Consider the following 15,961-nt stretch of genomic DNA (forward strand, 5'->3'; position numbering starts at 1 on the left):
GGGGGAGAAAGTTTGTTAGCTGAAATACATGGAAAAATATCATCGGAAGGTTCGAATTTAAGCGAGCGGCTTGAAGATCAGCTGACAGCGAACGTGTTTGGTACGTTGCGTTATCTCCCTTTTCACAAAGGGATTCAGCCGATTTTAAGCAAGGCTGTATTTTTTTCTCAAACTGATCAAATGGCGTTCATAAACAGTTTGGGAAGGCGAAAAAACGAATTTATAGGGGATAAGGTTAAGTTTTGGGTCAAGGGAGAAAGAAGTGAAATCGATGTTTTACTTGAATTGGATCATTTGATCATAGGAATCGAAGTGAAATACCATAGTCCTTTATCATCAGACGATCAATTGGAGCGAGAAGCGAGTGATTTACTAAAGGGTAAAGGACAGACGCCAAAGTTTTTGCTCTTATTAGGAACGGAACCAGAAGTGAATATGATTGCTAAAAAGGTGATGGAAGACAGAAAACTGCCAAGCGGTGTTCATTTCGGATATTTATCGTGGCAAGAAGTGTTCCATCAATTGGTGTACGTGCAAAAAAATGAAACATTCAATGAGTTTCAAAGGTTAATATTGGAGGATTTGGTTGCTTTATTGAGAAAAAAGGGGTTTGATCGCTTTCAAAACTTTCAAAGCCTTGCTTGTCCTTTAGTTGACCACTGCTCCTACTTTCATTTTTATACAGATGAACAGTTTTTTCATTTAAGTGCCAACCGTATTGAAAAGGAGGGGTATTATGAATTCTGTTAGCGTACAGGAAAACATAAAAAATGCTTTTGAGGTTGTGCGAAAAACGTACGAGAGTGTCGATAAACTGTTGGCGGAAATGGACCGTCAATCGGTCGAATGTGGATTTGTTCCAGTGATCCCGCAATTTTTGCGTTGGAAATCTGACCGAGAGTATCAAGGCTGGTTCATTCAATCTTTTATCAAGCTATATCAGAGAGATTTTGCCACTCCTTGCCGGTCAGGGAATGGGTTGAAAAATGACCCAATCTATGCGGTTGAAATTTCATTTGAAGAAGAACCAAGGATGACGTTGTGTAAATACGTGTATTCAACCCTTGAACATTGGGATAAACCACCGAGCGTTTCTGAGCATTGGTTTTTCTACTGGCCTTTATATGATGGCGATAATTTTACTGACCATGAACTTGAAAATGGAGTGTTTAGAACCGTTCCGAATGACGAAAAAACTTCGGAAAAATTCGGTAAAATTCAAGAGGTTATTTGGAAGGAAATTGACTTATTATCCATTACATCAACGAACATTAGGGATATGGTATTTCGTGAGTTGAAGTGTTTGTAACGGATAAACTCGAATCGGGGAAACAAAAGCAATTTATGGACTCAGGGAGAGGCTGTGCATGGGGATCAAAATAGAAAAATTCCTGTTCGGGTGGCAAGATTCCAAGCGCAGGAGCTAGAGAAATGGAGAAACGGGGAAAGAGAAAACGGTAAAGATTTTTATTGCAGAAAACTGCCTGGTACGAAAGGATTTGGTTATTTGGGAGTTTTAAAACAAGCCGGTAGAGCATCATTACCATTTCACATTGCTTTCGGCGAAGATGTGGCGAGCCCTGTTTTTTACCGTGAATCGCAAAGAGCATCGTATTAAAGATATAGGGGGAGAGGAATGAACATGCTGAGCTTTGAGCATAAGAAAGCGATTTTTCGGTCATATAAGCAGCTACAAGAAAAGCCTATAAGTTACGATCGAGTAAATTATGTTTATCCAGAAAGCCGGCAAAGAGGGAAAGTATTAGCTAGGGAGTTATCCCCTAGTGGAAATGGATATGTAAATGGCAAGTATATGGATAGTGAAATCATAAAGAAAAAAGGATATAACGTTGATCCACGAGGATGGATAAGAATTGCCCATTTCTCTGAAGAACAGTTAAGGGAAGTTATTGAGATTGCCATGATGTCTATGTCAGGGAAAAGTGCTGAAATGATACAAACTGGCGCAAATTTGAACCATGATAGTAACAAAATGAAGTAGCAAGAAATAGGGCTGGAAACTTCGACTTCTTTTGAAAGACTGGTTCGTTCATGTTTGTATAATTGGATTGGCTATGGAAATGTCAATGCCCCGATTTGGTTTCTTGGAGTTGAAGAAGGTGGGGCAGAAATATGGAGACACCGTACGAAAACGCTTGAACAAAGTTTAGAGATTCGTTCAAAGTTCCATCTTCAAATGGATTTTCAGCATGTTTGGGAAGATTTGTACAATATATCGTTATCATCATGGACAGGCCCTAATGTTTGGCGCTATATAGCGGCTTTTATTCTGGAATTCGAAGGAAGGGATGCAACGGTTGAAAATATTAACGATTATTTGGACATGATCAAGGAGTTTAGAGATGCAGAACCGAAAAATTTGGTTGGTGCATTAAGATGGTAATCAATTGCAGGGAGTGGATCAACGTGAAATTTGATCCCAATCAGCATCTTCATTTAGGATATTATGAAAACAATGTTGACTTAGAAGCAGTCGCATATAAAATTCAGAATGAAAATAAGTGGGTGGTTTTTTTAGATAATGAACAAGATACTACATTAGTTCAAAAAATATTAGATCAATATGATTACCATGAAAAATATGGTTACAAGATTTTTACTATTGATGCAGATGATTTATCTTATGAAGTCGGAAGCAAGCTATTGGAAGAATGGTTAAAAACAAATAACATAATATAACAAGGAACAAATTCGCTAACACGGCTTCAATCCACGGCCAAAGAATAATATTTGGCGGCATGATATAATGGAAACAAAAAGCAAATGGAGTGAAGGCGCGGTGAAAACTCCAGAGTTTCCAAATCACAACTACACGTATGAAGATTATCTGAAATGGGACGGACAATGGGAATTGATTGACGGCGTGCCATATAGTATGGCTCCTTCTCCTTCGTTTACCCATCAATATATCATCGGTGAGCTTTATGCGGCGTTGCGGGATTATTTTCAACAACAAGGATGCATAGTGGTCATGGCACCGTTTGATGTCATATTCGCTTCAAATCTTGATGACAAATCTGTGAAAAATGTGGTGCAGCCCGATATTTCCGTTATTTGTGATCGAGAGAAAATCACAGAAAAGGGATGCGTAGGCGCACCTGACTTAATTGTAGAGGTGTTGTCTCCGAGTACGGCGTTAAAAGACCGAAATGAAAAATACAAATTATATCAACGGTTTGAAGTAAAAGAATACTGGATGGTTGACCCGCTGCATCGAACTATCGAGGTGTACGGATGGCATAACGGAGTATATGAAAAAAGGGAAGTATTTGGAGAACAAGATGTACTAGTTTCTTTTCTGCATCCAGACTTAAAGATTTGCCTAAAAGATGTGTTTCAACGGTTATAATAAACACATATATGCGCACATGTTTAGAACGGCTGTGAAAACAAACACCCCCATCTGTTTGGCGATGGGGGCAATTTCATCGTGGAGAGAACGTTACGGATGGAGAGGTTATTGTTGCTGGGAGAGCTTGCGGATTTTTCGGTCATGTTGGGCGATTTTGGCTGAGTGGAAATCGACGGTTTCTTGTGTTTCAATAAGTTCGATGCGCAAGTTGTCGATTTTTGTTTCTAAGCGGTTAAATCGTTCGTTCATTTCATTTTCCAGCCGATCGATTCTGCCTTCCAACCGGTCGTCCATCTCTTGTATCCGCTTGTCTATTTCCACAAACTTTCTTCTAAATTCACCATTCATTGCTTCGATTTTTTCGTTTAATGCAGCGATTTGCGAGCGAAAGTCAGATGCATGCAGATCGAGCGCCTTTAAAATTTCTTTTAACATCGTTTGTTGTTCCACGTCATTCACCTCCTCACTAAACAGTATAACCCGATCATATAGACAAGAAAAGACAAAAAGGTGTAGGGCAGAAGCCTAATGCATCTGTCTTTTTGTTACTATCCCCTATAAGTAGACAGCAAAAAAGACATTGGATATGATGTTCTTGAGCGTCTGCTTTTATGGAGAAGAAAAGATCAATTTTTTTATTTGTCTAAAAGACAAGTCTCAACAGTTATAATATGATTGTTGCTTATTTACTAATGGATGCTTCTTATTTTTTAAAAATGATGATAAGGAGAAAAGAAATGAAAGTAGGAAGAAACGATCCTTGCCCTTGTGGAAGCGGGAAAAAGTATAAAAAGTGTTGTATGAAAAAGGATGCTGTTGTAGAAATCCGAAAAGTGAGGGAGGAGCGCTTTTTTCAATTAAAAAATGAGTTATCGGAAGAAATTTACCAATTTTTAGAGCGGTCGTTGCCTTTTTCGGAAAAACTGCGCGCGGAAACAGTGTTCGATCAAAAAATAAACTCAACACAAAATGGTGATATGTTTGGACCTTTGTTTCGTCTTTGGTATTTATTTTTCCATCGATTTGACAACGGATTGCGCGGAGTCGAATGGTTTTATCAAGAGAAAAAAACTGGTTTAAAGGCGGAGAAAGCGCGATTGCTTGAAACATGGGTATCACTTGTCCCACGCCTTATTCAAATTGTAGATATGGATGACAATGGAATAACGGTGGAAGATGCGTTTACGCACGAACGGTTTCATATGCCGTTTTGTGAAACGATGAGTAAGCCTATTCCGTGGGGAGGAACGTTTTGTCTGCTTGAGCCATTCGGCGAAGGTTATTATGTTCATGGTGTGGCAATTATTGAAGGACCACGTGGAGTCAAGCGCGCATATGCAAAGATCAACGAATTGATGTCAGAAACGAGACAATCATATGAACAAATCGCGATGACCTGCTTTTTAGAAATTGTGAATGAATTAATGGATCCGTATGATTTTCGGCATCGCGAAATGACAAAAATTGATGAAGTGACATTGCATTATGAAGTGGATGATGGAAAAAAGCTGGTTCATTCTTTAGAAAAACAAGACGTCGTTATCGTGGATGAACAGAAAGGAAAAATAACAAAGTTAAGTTTTGCCGGCAAACAGTATATATATGAGGACAATCTAGCTTCAAGTCCGGTGTATATGCGCGAAGTGTTAGGATTTATAGAAATCAATAAACACCACCTAAAGTTTGTGACTTTTTTGCCAGATGCGGTGGAATCGTTTATAAAAGTGATGGAGAAAGCGGGATCTGTTGCCCGTTTTATCAAAAAAACGGTACGCAAATTGGACGCGCCGAAAAACGTCGAATTTCGCTCTTATGCGATGCAGTTAGGAGAAAGTGTACCGCTTTATTTTGGCGCACTGGCGAATCAGACGCTAGATATTTATCAGTCATTGCACACTCCGCAAGAGGAATGGGACGGGAAAACCGTGATGCAAATGGTGGAACAAGGGAAAAAAGAAGAAGTCGAGCGATGGCTGCAAGAACGCGAGTATATTAGTTTTATGAACGCCGAGCGGCTGGAATGTCCGGTTACGGTTGATTTTAATACGATTCGCCGGAAGTTTGGTCTTCCTTTATCTCCATTTGTCACGTTAGGGGAAAAACGACAAACGCGATTGCTGGAGAAGCAGCGAACAGACGAAATGAAACAATACGAGCAATATGACATGCCGCTTGAATGGATGGATTCTTTCTTTGGAAAGGATATAGCGGAGTTTTTTATCGAAAAAACGAGAGGAAAATCAGAAGCAACGGTATCGAAATATCGGACAGGGCTATCCATTATCGCCCAATATTTGTTACAGTCTCGTCTTTCGTCTTGGACAAGCATCACAAAAGACCATTGGCAGCAATGCATCGTTTATCATTATTTAGAAATGAACGGTGATGCGAGCATCAATCAAGCGAAGTCGTTTTTCAGCACGGTAAAAGCGTTGGCAAAGTGGATTGACGCGCGATATGGAACGAATCATGATAAAACGGTTCGATCCATCATCCAGACGGTGGAAGAAGAGATATATGACGCGATTCGTTTGCTTGATTTATATGTTCCGTATACAACGAGAAAATACCATTATTGGTTACAGGAAATAGAAAGAGATGTAGTTGAAAACACACTAGCGAACTATCAAGTAAGCGGTCTGTTTCAAATTACCGATGTTTCCGCTGCGACGATGAGATGTAAACATGCAGAAAGCGGAAAGCAATATACGATATCCGTCACTTCATTTGTTCGTTCTTATGCGAAAATAGGGATGATCATTCGCGGAAACATTGTCAAAACGGCAAACTCTAGCCGTTGGAAATTCATCTATGTGTCACGGGTGTTCCCAAAAGAGGCGGGGCAGTATTTGAGTTGAAAATGGAGTTTGCTTCAAGAATAGAAAAGATTGCTTAGTTGGTTGACGGACAGTGATAGGCACTGTCCGTCTTTTTCCAATCAATAGAGAGCCGTCGATGCAATTGGAATGGAGCGGCTCTCTTTTCATGTGAGATTGATAGGGGGTGCGTGTTTTAAATTGTTATTCCAAACTATCGCGATATTGATCTCGGATTAATGTCGTAAGGCCAATATTGTCTAAATAACGGACAGGACATAGGAATGTGACGGTGACGACTCCTGGGTGTCTGCCGATTTCGATCGCGCCGGTGATCGTTGCGCGGTTCATCACTTCAGGGACGGAAATGCCTAACACATTCGCCGCTCTTTGTAATCCGTTTTCCGTTGCTTCATTCAAGTTTGCGCCTGTTCCGATAAAGGAAATCGGAAGGGATTCTTCTAGCTTTTTCACGCCCCATTGCTCTGCAAGGTCAAGCGCAATTTCTTTTTCTTTTTTCGTTATTGGCTTTGCTAGATATGGAAGGTCTTCTTCGACAGGGAGAAGGATCGGACCTTCAATCGTTAAACCTTTAATCACTTTTACTTGAAGCGTGACGATACCAGCTACATCTGTTGTATGTCCCGCGATTTCCCCATCTCCTTGCATGGCGTGCATGTCACCGAGATAAACGCCGCCGCCCGGCACTTTCACAGGGCAGATTAAGACGGCACCTTCCCGCACGCGATTAATATCCATATGTCCGTCTGTGCGGTCTTCGAGCTGCTCTTTGGTGATCCCGTATTCATGTGGGGCATCAACGAGAAACTGCCCGAAGTCCCCCGCGTTGTGCGAGTCTGGAAATGGGCGTGCCGGCGTTGTGCCAAGTTGTCCAAGGAAAGGTCGAAGTCTAGCGACTGTTCCTACTAAATCGTGAGGTGCAAAAGTGACGATCGGGTTTTGCACCGAGTTGTCAGGGGTCGCCATGTAATAGCGCCCTTGTTGGGCGATATGTTCTGCCGCTTCTTTATGCAGCGTGATGCCGACTTTTTTATTGGAATCAAACGCCATCGTATAGCCGTTCGTAAACACAAAAGGAGTGACGTCCGCGCCGCAATTGGCGCAACGAATTGCTTCTTGGCCTATTCCTTCTATTTTTGTCTCTGGATACATCGTTCCGCATTCAGGACATTTCACGGCGACAAATGGGTCTCCTACAAATCTTCCTTCCATCGGCTTATCATTTCCGGAGGACGTAGCAATGGAAGTGACTCGGATCGATTTAATTTTGATCGCGATCGCGTCTCCCACTTCTGCGCCTTCTACGAAAACAGGTTTCGTGACTTCGTGGCCGCCGCGAATACAAGGGGTGATCATCGGTCCCCAACAGCCAGGAGCCGTATTAGCCACAATATATCCACCATCTTGCACAGGACCTAGCATGTCACCGTTAGGATCTAAAATTCCGTTCGTGAACTCGTTGACAAATACGGTTTGTTTTGCTTCCATCGTTTTCCTTTCCTTTCATGATAAAATATTTTCTATACAAATTATAATAGATAATAGAAAGCGATTTCAAATAAATAGCTTGATAATTCTAACTTAATAGATTGTCTAATTGGAAATTATTAAAAAATATAATATTATGAATATTGTTAATTTTATGTATAGTATTGTATAATTCAATTTTAGAAGGGAGGAAATGGAAAAGAAGTGAATTTTCTTGACCATATTATTCGTTTTACTGGTCCGTTCAATTTGACGGGCTTGCCAGCTGTAACGGTACCGTGCGGTTTTGCGCAAGGTCTTCCTATAGGCATGCAAATAGTCGGTCCGGCCTTCCAAGAAGGAAAAATATTAAACATTGCCGACGTGTTTGAAAAGTTGCATCCAGAGTTAAAACAAAACCCGATTGTTCTTAAACAGTAAGAAAACGGCCTTCCCTTTCCGATGGGAGAGGGGAGGTTTTTATGTATGGATGGATATCCCCGAATAACGTGAAGCAGGGGTAATGCAACACGACTTGGACAACAAAAATATTTTGACCAGCAGGAATAATTTTGTTATCGTTAAGACAAGAATATGGAAAAATTTTGAGGGGGATGTCTTGTGAGCGAATTCAAAGCGTTAGTAGTAAATAAAACCGAAACAGATTTTACCGTCAATGTACAAACTGTTTCCATGGATGACCTTCCAAAAGGGGATGTCTTGATCAAGGTCCAATATTCCAGCGTCAATTATAAAGACGGATTGGCGTCCATTCCTGATGGAAAAATTGTAAAAACATATCCGTTTATCCCGGGGATTGATTTAGCTGGTATTGTTGTTTCTTCGGATGATCCGCGTTTTAAAGAAGGAGACGAAGTCATCGCAACTGGCTATGAAATTGGTGTGACGCATTACGGAGGGTACAGTGAATACGCCCGTATTCCTGGAGATTGGCTCGTCCCGCTTCCAAAAGGATTGACATTAAAAGAGGCAATGGCTTTAGGAACAGCTGGCTTTACGGCGGCACTATCGATTCACCGCTTGGAGGAAAACGGCCTGTCCCCGGAAAAAGGGAAAGTGCTTGTCACTGGGGCAACCGGCGGTGTCGGCAGTTTGGCGGTTTCGATGCTGGCAAAACGGGGCTATGAAGTGGTCGCAAGCACTGGTAAAGAAACAGAGCATGAATATTTGCGCGAGCTTGGCGCGAAAGAAATTCTTTCCCGAGAAGATGTATGTGCCGAGAAGATCCGCCCGTTAGATAAACAACAATGGGCAGCGGCGGTGGACCCTGTCGGCGGGAGAACACTTGCGACTGTTTTAAGCCGCATCCAATATAATGGCGCCGTGGCAGTCAGCGGGCTGACAGGCGGCACGGACGTTCCAACAACCGTTTTTCCATTTATTCTTCGCGGTGTAAGTTTATTAGGCATTGATTCTGTCTATTGCCCAATGGAGTTAAGAAAACAAATTTGGGAACGAATGGCCAGCGATTTAAAACCTGATAAACTATTAGAATCGATTGCACAGGAAGTTACTCTCGAACAGCTTCCTGAGGCGTTATCGAATATTTTAAAAGGCAAACTGCGCGGAAGAACAGTGGTAAAATTGTCATAATAGTTAACGCATATATAAAACCCTATTCCGAGGATTCGGACATAGGGTTTTTTTATTGGAATGAACCTCTCCCACCTACACTCTGTTTAGAGGTGAGAGACTTCTCGGTGGACATGTTAAACGCGGGATCAACCTGTTGGAATGGGGGAAATACCATCTACTCACTTTTAGACATTTTTCTTTTTTCCTTTTTCTGAGCTATCACATAATAAAGAGCTGGCACTGCAAATAGAGTTAAAGCCGTACTATACAGTAACCCTCCTATAATCGTAATAGCTAAGGGGCGAAATAAATTTCCACCTATTATGGCCAAAGGCGTTAATCCACCCACTGCGGATAAGGACGTCAATAAAATCGGACGCAAACGCAACCTTCCGGCCTGGATCAAAGCATCTTTCAACGCTTGCCCTTGATCCAATGCACTATCAGCGAATTCCACAAGCATAATTCCATTTCGCACAACAACGCCTCCTAATCCAATCATGCCTAGTAACGCCATAAATCCTAATGGTTGATTGGTAAGATAGAGGGATAAAATGGCTCCGCTCATCGCCATATAAATCGCTGTCATAATTACAATTAGCTTCCAGAATGAACGGAATTGGATAAACACTAATACAAAAATCAATAGTATGGATAACACATAGAACTTGTACATCGATTCAAATGCCTGTGTACGCTGTTTTTCTTGTCCTTCCATTGTCCATTGATATCCACTCGGCCATTTTTTCTCCAAGGCTTTCAGACGCTCCTTCGCTTTTTCAGTCACTTGGGGAACCATTTGATTATGATCCACATAAGCTGTCACTAAGGCCTGTCGCTCTCCGTTATAATGAGTGATCTGTGGGACAGTTTGAACAGTTGATATTTTAGCAATCTGATTGAGAAGCGCATATTGACTTTGACCGTTAGGGAAAACGGTGGAAACCGAAAAGTCTCCCAATTCTTCTATATTTTTTGGTGATTGGTTTGCCTTCAATAAAACAGGAAAAGATTCGTTTTCTACAAATACTTTACCAACTTCGATCCCCTCTAGGGCAAATCGATGGTTTAAAGCGATATCTTGTGGAAGGATTCCATATTTCAGGCTCTTTTCCTTATCAGGAGTGACAGATACTTCGGAAGTTTTTCTTCCAAGCGATGACTGGGTCTGGGTAATATGGGTGATCCCATCCAACTCTCTTTTGACATCTTCCGAAATTTTTTGTAGTTGAACCAAATTTTCTCCTTTAATCCGAATTTGGATAGGTGCTTCAATGGGTGGTCCTTGCTCAAACTGCCGTACTAACACATGCGTATCTTTTGGAAATTTTCCTTTTAACTGCTCATTCAGTCGATCAACAACCTTTTCCGTTTCCTTAACTCCAGTCTCATTGAGATGTAGCATCATCTGTGCTACAGATTCCCCACGATCCATAGGCTTCTCATTATAGTAAATTCTCGGCATCAATTGTCCCAAGTAGGCGATATCAAAATCGATCGCTTTATCACGCTTGACTATTTCTCTTACTTTTTTCACTATGCTCTCTGTCTGCTCGAGATTCGATCCTTGTGGTAAACGAATATCGACCACTAACTGGGATCGTCCATCCGCCTTAGGGAAAAACTGTACTTGTAATAATGGCAGCAAAGCCAATAAGGCGGTACTTACCCCAAAAAAGATAGCAATCCATAATGGAGCTCTTTTTAATGTTTTCGTCGCTAACTGCTCATATTTAGACTGTAGAACAGACCATCCTCTCAGTAGCCACTTACTCTCTTTTGCTTGTCCTTTTAATCCGAATCTTGCCCGCAATGCTGGAATAAAGAACAGTGAGACAAGTAGTGAAACAAGCAAAGTCACAATGATTACTTGCGGGATCGAATGGATAAAACGCCCCGTATCCCCTTCTAAGAAATAAAGGGGAGCAAATCCGACAACAATCGTCAATGTTGCCACAATAATTGAAGGCGTTACTTCATATACTGCTTTAATAATATTCCCAATGCTATTCCCATTTTCGGTTAAATGCCTCTCAATATTCTCATTAGAGACAATCGAATCGTCCACCAAAATACCTAAAACTAGGATGATCGAAGCAATGGAAATCTGATGTAGACTCACTCCCCATAAATTTAAGAAAAATAATGAAATACACACAGTAACCGGCACGCTAAGACTGGTAATGAACGCGGAACGGACGGCTAATCCTAACAGACAGATCACTATCACAACCAATATACCGACGCCTAATTCACGATACAGCTCATTAAACTTTTTATTGACACTTTCACTTTGATCAAAAACAACCTTTCCTGTATATTGTTTCGGTAATTCTTTCTGCCAGGATTGATAAGCTTTTCTTAATTCTTCTCCTACTTTTCTGGCATCTACATGATAGTCTACATAGACAATTAACGCTACGCTTTGCTTTTCACCCGTTAAAATTTTCGTGTTTTCCTTTTCATATCCCCATTCAACTTTGGCAAAGTCCTTGACATACAATTGCCTGCCTGACTGGGGATCTTGAAATATTGGAAGATTTGCGATCTGATCCGGGTTACCAAGCCCTCCGATGGTCAGGACATTCTTTTTTTCATTCCCTTTTAAAGTGCCTTCTGGAATTTGAACATCATTTTTTTGTAAAACCTGCATCACTTGCATCCAAGAAAGTCCCAAGCTTTTCAGCTTAGGAACATCGATATTGATTTCGATCCGCTTATCCGCTAATCCCAATATTTCTGTACGCTTGACTCCTGTTACTTGATCAAAGCGTTTCTGCAGATCATTCGCTTTCTCGTTCAATTCCCCCTGATTTATTTGGCCATCCTGAGAAAGATGTACAACCATAAAAGCCATCTCAGACAGATCCGTCTTGATTTCCGGTTCCGTTGCATCTTCAGGTAAAAGCCTTTTCGCCTGGTCCACCTGTTCCTTTACTTTTTGTTGCGCTTTTTCCAGATTATTTCCTTCTTTAAAGGTCACAAACAAAGTGGATACATTCGGAAGCGAAAAAGACTCTATGTTTTGTACTTCAGAAACCGTCTTGATTTCCTTCTCCAACACATTTGTAACTAATTGCTCTACCTTTTCGCTTCCCGCTCCGGGATAAGTAGTCAGAATGGCTACACCATTCACCAAAAACTCAGGATCTTCCTGTTTATCCATTTCAAAATAAGAAAAGACCCCGGCAAGACTCAGAGCGATAAACAAAAGGAGTGTAACAGCCGGTTGTTGTATCCCTTTCTTTATCCATTGCATTTGATACACGTTCCTCTCTTCTTTCGTTTTTATTAAGTTTTCAAGCGTGAATTACGCATTTCTTCTTTCTACCAAATTAATGCCAAGCCCCATCAATACGACTCCCATAAAAAATAAAATGCTGATTGGATATAATAAATCGCCGATGGAATTTCCATAAACCGCTGCTCCTTTTAAAAGTTCCATGCCGTAAGTAACAGGTACGAATTTAGAGAGAGTCAATAAAATTTTAGAGGAGACGATTTCCAAAGGCCAGTATGCTCCGCCGATCATCGCCATGCTAACTGATACAATCGAAATAATCGCTCTAAACTGTTGCTCGTTGTTCACAAGTCCTGTTAGAAAAATAGATAACGCAACAAGCGCGAAAACATAAGGAACTAATAACAAAAGTATCTCTGCGAATTTTCCATGAAAATCGACACCGATTCCAAAATGAAAGATAGAGAATATAAGCGCCACTTGAATATAGCCGACTACAAAACTATATAATAAATTACTTGTATATATTTCCCATTTTTTTAATGGCGAAAGAATCATGCGGTCCCATATTCGTTCCCTTTTTTCGACGAGGATTTGGAGAACGTTAAAAGAAACCGTGTAAATGACAAAAAACAAGGAAAATCCAAATATTGACTGTAATTGATTATCAATCATAATCGGTTGTTCTCCGTGAAAACTTTTCTTTTCGAAAGTAAAAAGGGGATGTTTTTTTGCTTCGTTTAGTATCTTTTTGACTTCTTCCGCATGCGTGTTCGAATGTGTAGAGACATGTTCGCTGATGGCTTTCGTTTGTATATGATCTACGTATACTTTTTGAATATATTGACGAATAAAGTTTACATTTGCCGTCTCTGATGAAATGATTAAACGAAAATCATTTTTTTCTAACTCTACTCCCGCTTCGACTTTTCCTTCGCTTACAAGCTTGCGAACTTCATTTTGATCCATCAGTTCAAAGTCAAACAAATCAGAATGTTGGAGAAAACGAAATATTTCGTTCGTTTCCTTTTTAGAAAGATGGCTATAGACTGGAACTTTTACTTTCGTTTGATTTGCTGTGCCTATGATAAAGGCCATTAAAACGCAAATAGCGGTCATGGCAAGAAAAATCCATGGTTTTCGAAGAAACAGGCGAAGTTTCGCTATTAAAATGCTACTCATGATAATTCCCCCTTTTTTGGGAATATAAATATGGCTGCTATTACCATCGCCATGCTAAATAAGCATAAATACAAAATCGAACCCGTAACTTCCGCCAAATCATACCCCTGTAGTATTTTTAAATATGCCGTCATGCTTGAGCCGTTAGGGGTAAGATTTCCAAGTGTTTGAATCCAGCCTGATAGTTGGTTAGAAGGAAAGAAGCTTCCTCCAAGAAGTGAAAAAATGGTAACAACAATGCTTGCAAAAAAGTTGGACATATGTTCTGAATTCAATCGGTAATTTAAGGATGTTAACAAAACGGATAATCCTCCAACAGCAAAACATAGGGCAAGAGTGACTGCAAAGAAGGCAGTAATATGTGGCCATTTAATGTGATAGATGATCGAAGTGACCCCATACAGCAAACTTAGCTGTAAAAATGCAAGAAGTACAGAGGAGATAAAAATCCCTATCATGTAAGACCATTTCGATACATTGGCAAGCAATATTCGGTTAAAAACATGAAGTTGTTTTTCGTAAAACGCATAAGAACCGATATTTGATGCAATATATAAGACAAACATGACACTCATTCCCACCATATAATAAGTAATGGCATTAATGGGTTCTCTCTTTGTGACCGTTTCGACTTTACCTTGGATATGGACGGCGGGCATGCTAAATGAACCGTCTAGCAAGCCTGATTGTCCGAGAGCAGAAAAAGTGGAGTAGCGCTCTTGAAATGTGGCTATGATATCTTCTACTAATTTCCATGAGATTTCCTTTTGCTCATTTGTATAGAAGGAGAGCGTTGGTTGTTGCTTTTTTCCTAGAAAGACGCTTTGTAGAACCGAATACGTAAATTGTCGAGGAATTTCGATAATCGCTGTGTAGCTTTTATCTTTCCTAATTTTTTCGAGTTCAGATGGCTTTGCCGTCACTAGCGTGATATATGGTTTTAATTCTTTGGAACCCAATACATCGTTTTTTAAAGCAGCAACGGGAAGCATTTGTTTTGCTGCGTTCGTCATCATTTGCTTCTGTTCCGGTGGTATGCCTAGATTTTCTAAATCATGAACAAATTTTTGTAAATCTGCTTGTTCGTTTCCTCTTTCAATGAGAGCGATTTTTGCACGAATGGTAGGAGCGTCATTCTTCATAATGTTTCCGAGCGCTAAGCCTAATATCGTAATTAAAAGAAACGGCATTCCAAGAAGAACAAGCAATTCATGCCGGTTTCGAATAAACAATAGGAGCTGCTTCTTTATAAATTGTCCAATCATCGCGCGATCCTCCTTTAATCTCGTAGTGCCCGGCCGGTTAGATGCAAGAACACATCTTCCAATGTAGGGGTTTGGATTTCCACCGACGTTAAAACGGTGTTAGTCTTTTCTGCTAACTTAAATAACATATTGAATACATTTACTTCTTTAGGAGTTAAAATGGTAATCAATCGATCTTGGACGGTTACATGGTTAATGATTGGTTCCGCGCGTAACGCGTCAATAAATGGCTCGTTGACCCTTTCTACTTTTATTTGAACGGTATTTTCCGATGATAAAATATTTTTGATTTCTTCTTTTGTGCCCGATGCGATAATGCTGCCTTTATCCATAATGTAAATTCGGTCACATAAGAATTCGACTTCTTCCATGTAATGGCTCGTATATAAAACGGTCATTTGTTTCTCTTGATTTAATCGCTTGACCGTTTCCAAAATATAATTTCTTGACTGAGGATCAATGCCGACAGTCGGTTCGTCCATAATAATAAATTCCGGTTCGTGCAAAAGCGCGACTCCGATATTCAATCTTCTTTTCATTCCACCAGAAAAATGTTTCACTAAATCGTTTTGCCGTTCAGTCAAACCGATTTGTTCTAATATTTCATCGATTTTCTTTCGTAAACTCGCACCTGATAGGCGATACATTCTTCCGAAAAAATATAAATTTTCTTTTGCAGACAAATCAGTGTATAAAGCAATTTCCTGCGGAACCACTCCCAATACCTTTCTTAATTTCGTTGGGTTTTTGAGGACGCTCTCGTTGTTAAAGCGGACATCACCGCTTGTGGGTGGAATTAAAGTAGAGATCATGGAAATCGTTGTGGATTTACCAGCTCCGTTTGGACCTAATAATCCTACAATTTCTCCTTTTTCTAAAAATAAGTTAACGCCGTTCACCGCTTTTATTTGTTTAAACTGTTTCGTTAATTCTACCGCTTCTAATATCATTACTCTCTCCTCCTTCTTTTCTGATTTTCATGTTACGCTATTGCTTGGGA

Annotated in this window: 15 protein-coding genes and 1 pseudogene; 10 read left to right on the forward strand and 6 right to left on the reverse strand. The window is 40.3% G+C overall.

The features are described 5' to 3' along the window. Positions 1 to 12 precede the first annotated feature (12 nt). The 7 genes from DER53_RS11135 to DER53_RS11165 all read left to right on the forward strand — a co-directional run bounded on the left by DER53_RS11135 (position 13) and on the right by DER53_RS11165 (position 3,370). Positions 13 to 750, forward strand: coding sequence for a hypothetical protein (locus tag DER53_RS11135; protein WP_062755448.1), 738 nt, complete (start codon positions 13 to 15; stop codon positions 748 to 750). Beyond that, complete coding sequence (locus DER53_RS11140; protein ID WP_015863630.1) at positions 737 to 1,309, forward strand: hypothetical protein; 573 nt, start codon at positions 737 to 739, stop codon at positions 1,307 to 1,309. Before DER53_RS11135 ends, DER53_RS11140 begins: the two co-directional genes overlap by 14 nt. 54 nt (positions 1,310 to 1,363) lie before the next feature. After that, positions 1,364 to 1,618 (forward strand): hypothetical protein, encoded by a 255-nt coding sequence (locus DER53_RS11145; protein ID WP_062755446.1) that lies wholly within the window; start codon positions 1,364 to 1,366, stop codon positions 1,616 to 1,618. Positions 1,619 to 1,636: 18 nt separating this feature from the next. Then, positions 1,637 to 2,002: a hypothetical protein gene (locus DER53_RS11150; protein ID WP_062755444.1), complete on the forward strand. Its 366-nt coding sequence runs from the start codon at positions 1,637 to 1,639 to the stop codon at positions 2,000 to 2,002. Positions 2,003 to 2,056: 54 nt separating this feature from the next. Then, positions 2,057 to 2,404 carry a hypothetical protein gene (locus tag DER53_RS11155; protein WP_174525703.1) on the forward strand — a complete coding sequence of 116 codons (348 nt, stop codon included), beginning with the start codon at positions 2,057 to 2,059 and terminating at the stop codon, positions 2,402 to 2,404. 23 nt (positions 2,405 to 2,427) lie between these two features. Continuing rightward, complete coding sequence (locus tag DER53_RS11160; protein WP_062755442.1) at positions 2,428 to 2,700, forward strand: DUF3986 family protein; 273 nt, start codon at positions 2,428 to 2,430, stop codon at positions 2,698 to 2,700. A gap of 67 nt (positions 2,701 to 2,767) precedes the next feature. Then, on the forward strand, positions 2,768 to 3,370 hold the full coding sequence (locus DER53_RS11165) for a Uma2 family endonuclease (RefSeq protein ID WP_015863648.1): 603 nt from the start codon (positions 2,768 to 2,770) through the stop codon (positions 3,368 to 3,370). Positions 3,371 to 3,478: 108 nt separating this feature from the next. On the opposite strand, the gene DER53_RS11170 is transcribed toward DER53_RS11165, so the two are convergent. Next, the gene (locus tag DER53_RS11170; RefSeq protein WP_062755440.1) at positions 3,479 to 3,823 is read right to left on the reverse strand and encodes a hypothetical protein; all 345 of its coding nucleotides are present in this window, start codon (positions 3,821 to 3,823) and stop codon (positions 3,479 to 3,481) included. 287 nt (positions 3,824 to 4,110) lie between these two features. Between DER53_RS11170 and DER53_RS17575 the strand changes: the two genes are divergently transcribed. Further along, positions 4,111 to 6,231 (forward strand): SEC-C metal-binding domain-containing protein, encoded by a 2,121-nt coding sequence (locus tag DER53_RS17575; RefSeq protein ID WP_062755438.1) that lies wholly within the window; start codon positions 4,111 to 4,113, stop codon positions 6,229 to 6,231. Between the two features lie 162 nt (positions 6,232 to 6,393). Here DER53_RS17575 and DER53_RS11180 read toward each other — a convergent pair whose 3' ends face one another. Continuing rightward, positions 6,394 to 7,698 carry an acetamidase/formamidase family protein gene (locus DER53_RS11180; protein WP_062755436.1) on the reverse strand — a complete coding sequence of 435 codons (1,305 nt, stop codon included), beginning with the start codon at positions 7,696 to 7,698 and terminating at the stop codon, positions 6,394 to 6,396. 192 nt (positions 7,699 to 7,890) lie between these two features. Here DER53_RS11180 and DER53_RS11185 point away from each other — a divergent pair. Both DER53_RS11185 and DER53_RS11190 read left to right on the forward strand, forming a co-directional pair. After that, positions 7,891 to 8,118, forward strand: a pseudogene (locus DER53_RS11185) (amidase family protein); the annotation flags it as partial. A gap of 180 nt (positions 8,119 to 8,298) precedes the next feature. After that, positions 8,299 to 9,291, forward strand: a complete 993-nt coding sequence (locus tag DER53_RS11190) for an NADPH:quinone oxidoreductase family protein (RefSeq protein WP_062755432.1) — start codon at positions 8,299 to 8,301, stop codon at positions 9,289 to 9,291. Between the two features lie 157 nt (positions 9,292 to 9,448). Here the strand turns inward: DER53_RS11190 and DER53_RS11195 are convergent, their stop codons facing one another. Genes DER53_RS11195 through DER53_RS11210 form a run of 4 tightly spaced genes read right to left on the reverse strand, consistent with a single transcriptional unit; the run spans position 9,449 to position 15,911 of the window. Next, positions 9,449 to 12,532 carry an efflux RND transporter permease subunit gene (locus tag DER53_RS11195; protein WP_062755430.1) on the reverse strand — a complete coding sequence of 1,028 codons (3,084 nt, stop codon included), beginning with the start codon at positions 12,530 to 12,532 and terminating at the stop codon, positions 9,449 to 9,451. 51 nt (positions 12,533 to 12,583) lie between these two features. After that, positions 12,584 to 13,696 (reverse strand): ABC transporter permease, encoded by a 1,113-nt coding sequence (locus DER53_RS11200; protein WP_062755428.1) that lies wholly within the window; start codon positions 13,694 to 13,696, stop codon positions 12,584 to 12,586. Beyond that, positions 13,693 to 14,961: an ABC transporter permease gene (locus DER53_RS11205; protein ID WP_062755426.1), complete on the reverse strand. Its 1,269-nt coding sequence runs from the start codon at positions 14,959 to 14,961 to the stop codon at positions 13,693 to 13,695. Before DER53_RS11205 ends, DER53_RS11200 begins: the two co-directional genes overlap by 4 nt. Positions 14,962 to 14,975: 14 nt before the next feature. Next, on the reverse strand, positions 14,976 to 15,911 hold the full coding sequence (locus DER53_RS11210; protein WP_062755424.1) for an ABC transporter ATP-binding protein: 936 nt from the start codon (positions 15,909 to 15,911) through the stop codon (positions 14,976 to 14,978). Positions 15,912 to 15,961 lie beyond the last annotated feature (50 nt).

This window comes from Parageobacillus toebii NBRC 107807, assembly GCF_003688615.2.
GTDB lineage: Bacteria > Bacillota > Bacilli > Bacillales > Anoxybacillaceae > Parageobacillus_B > Parageobacillus_B toebii.

Excerpts from the sequence above, each read along its gene's own strand:
- DER53_RS11140 (WP_015863630.1), top strand. The coding sequence starts at position 737 with ATGAATTCTGTTAGCGTACAGGAAAACATAAAAAATGCTTTTGAGGTT.
- DER53_RS11150 (WP_062755444.1), top strand. The coding sequence starts at position 1,637 with ATGAACATGCTGAGCTTTGAGCATAAGAAAGCGATTTTTCGGTCATAT.
- DER53_RS11165 (WP_015863648.1), top strand. The coding sequence starts at position 2,768 with ATGGAAACAAAAAGCAAATGGAGTGAAGGCGCGGTGAAAACTCCAGAG.
- DER53_RS17575 (WP_062755438.1), top strand. The coding sequence starts at position 4,111 with ATGAAAGTAGGAAGAAACGATCCTTGCCCTTGTGGAAGCGGGAAAAAG.
- DER53_RS11180 (WP_062755436.1), bottom strand. The coding sequence starts at position 7,698 with ATGGAAGCAAAACAAACCGTATTTGTCAACGAGTTCACGAACGGAATT.
- DER53_RS11195 (WP_062755430.1), bottom strand. The coding sequence starts at position 12,532 with ATGCAATGGATAAAGAAAGGGATACAACAACCGGCTGTTACACTCCTT.
- DER53_RS11200 (WP_062755428.1), bottom strand. The coding sequence starts at position 13,696 with ATGAGTAGCATTTTAATAGCGAAACTTCGCCTGTTTCTTCGAAAACCA.
- DER53_RS11205 (WP_062755426.1), bottom strand. The coding sequence starts at position 14,961 with ATGATTGGACAATTTATAAAGAAGCAGCTCCTATTGTTTATTCGAAAC.
- DER53_RS11210 (WP_062755424.1), bottom strand. The coding sequence starts at position 15,911 with ATGATATTAGAAGCGGTAGAATTAACGAAACAGTTTAAACAAATAAAA.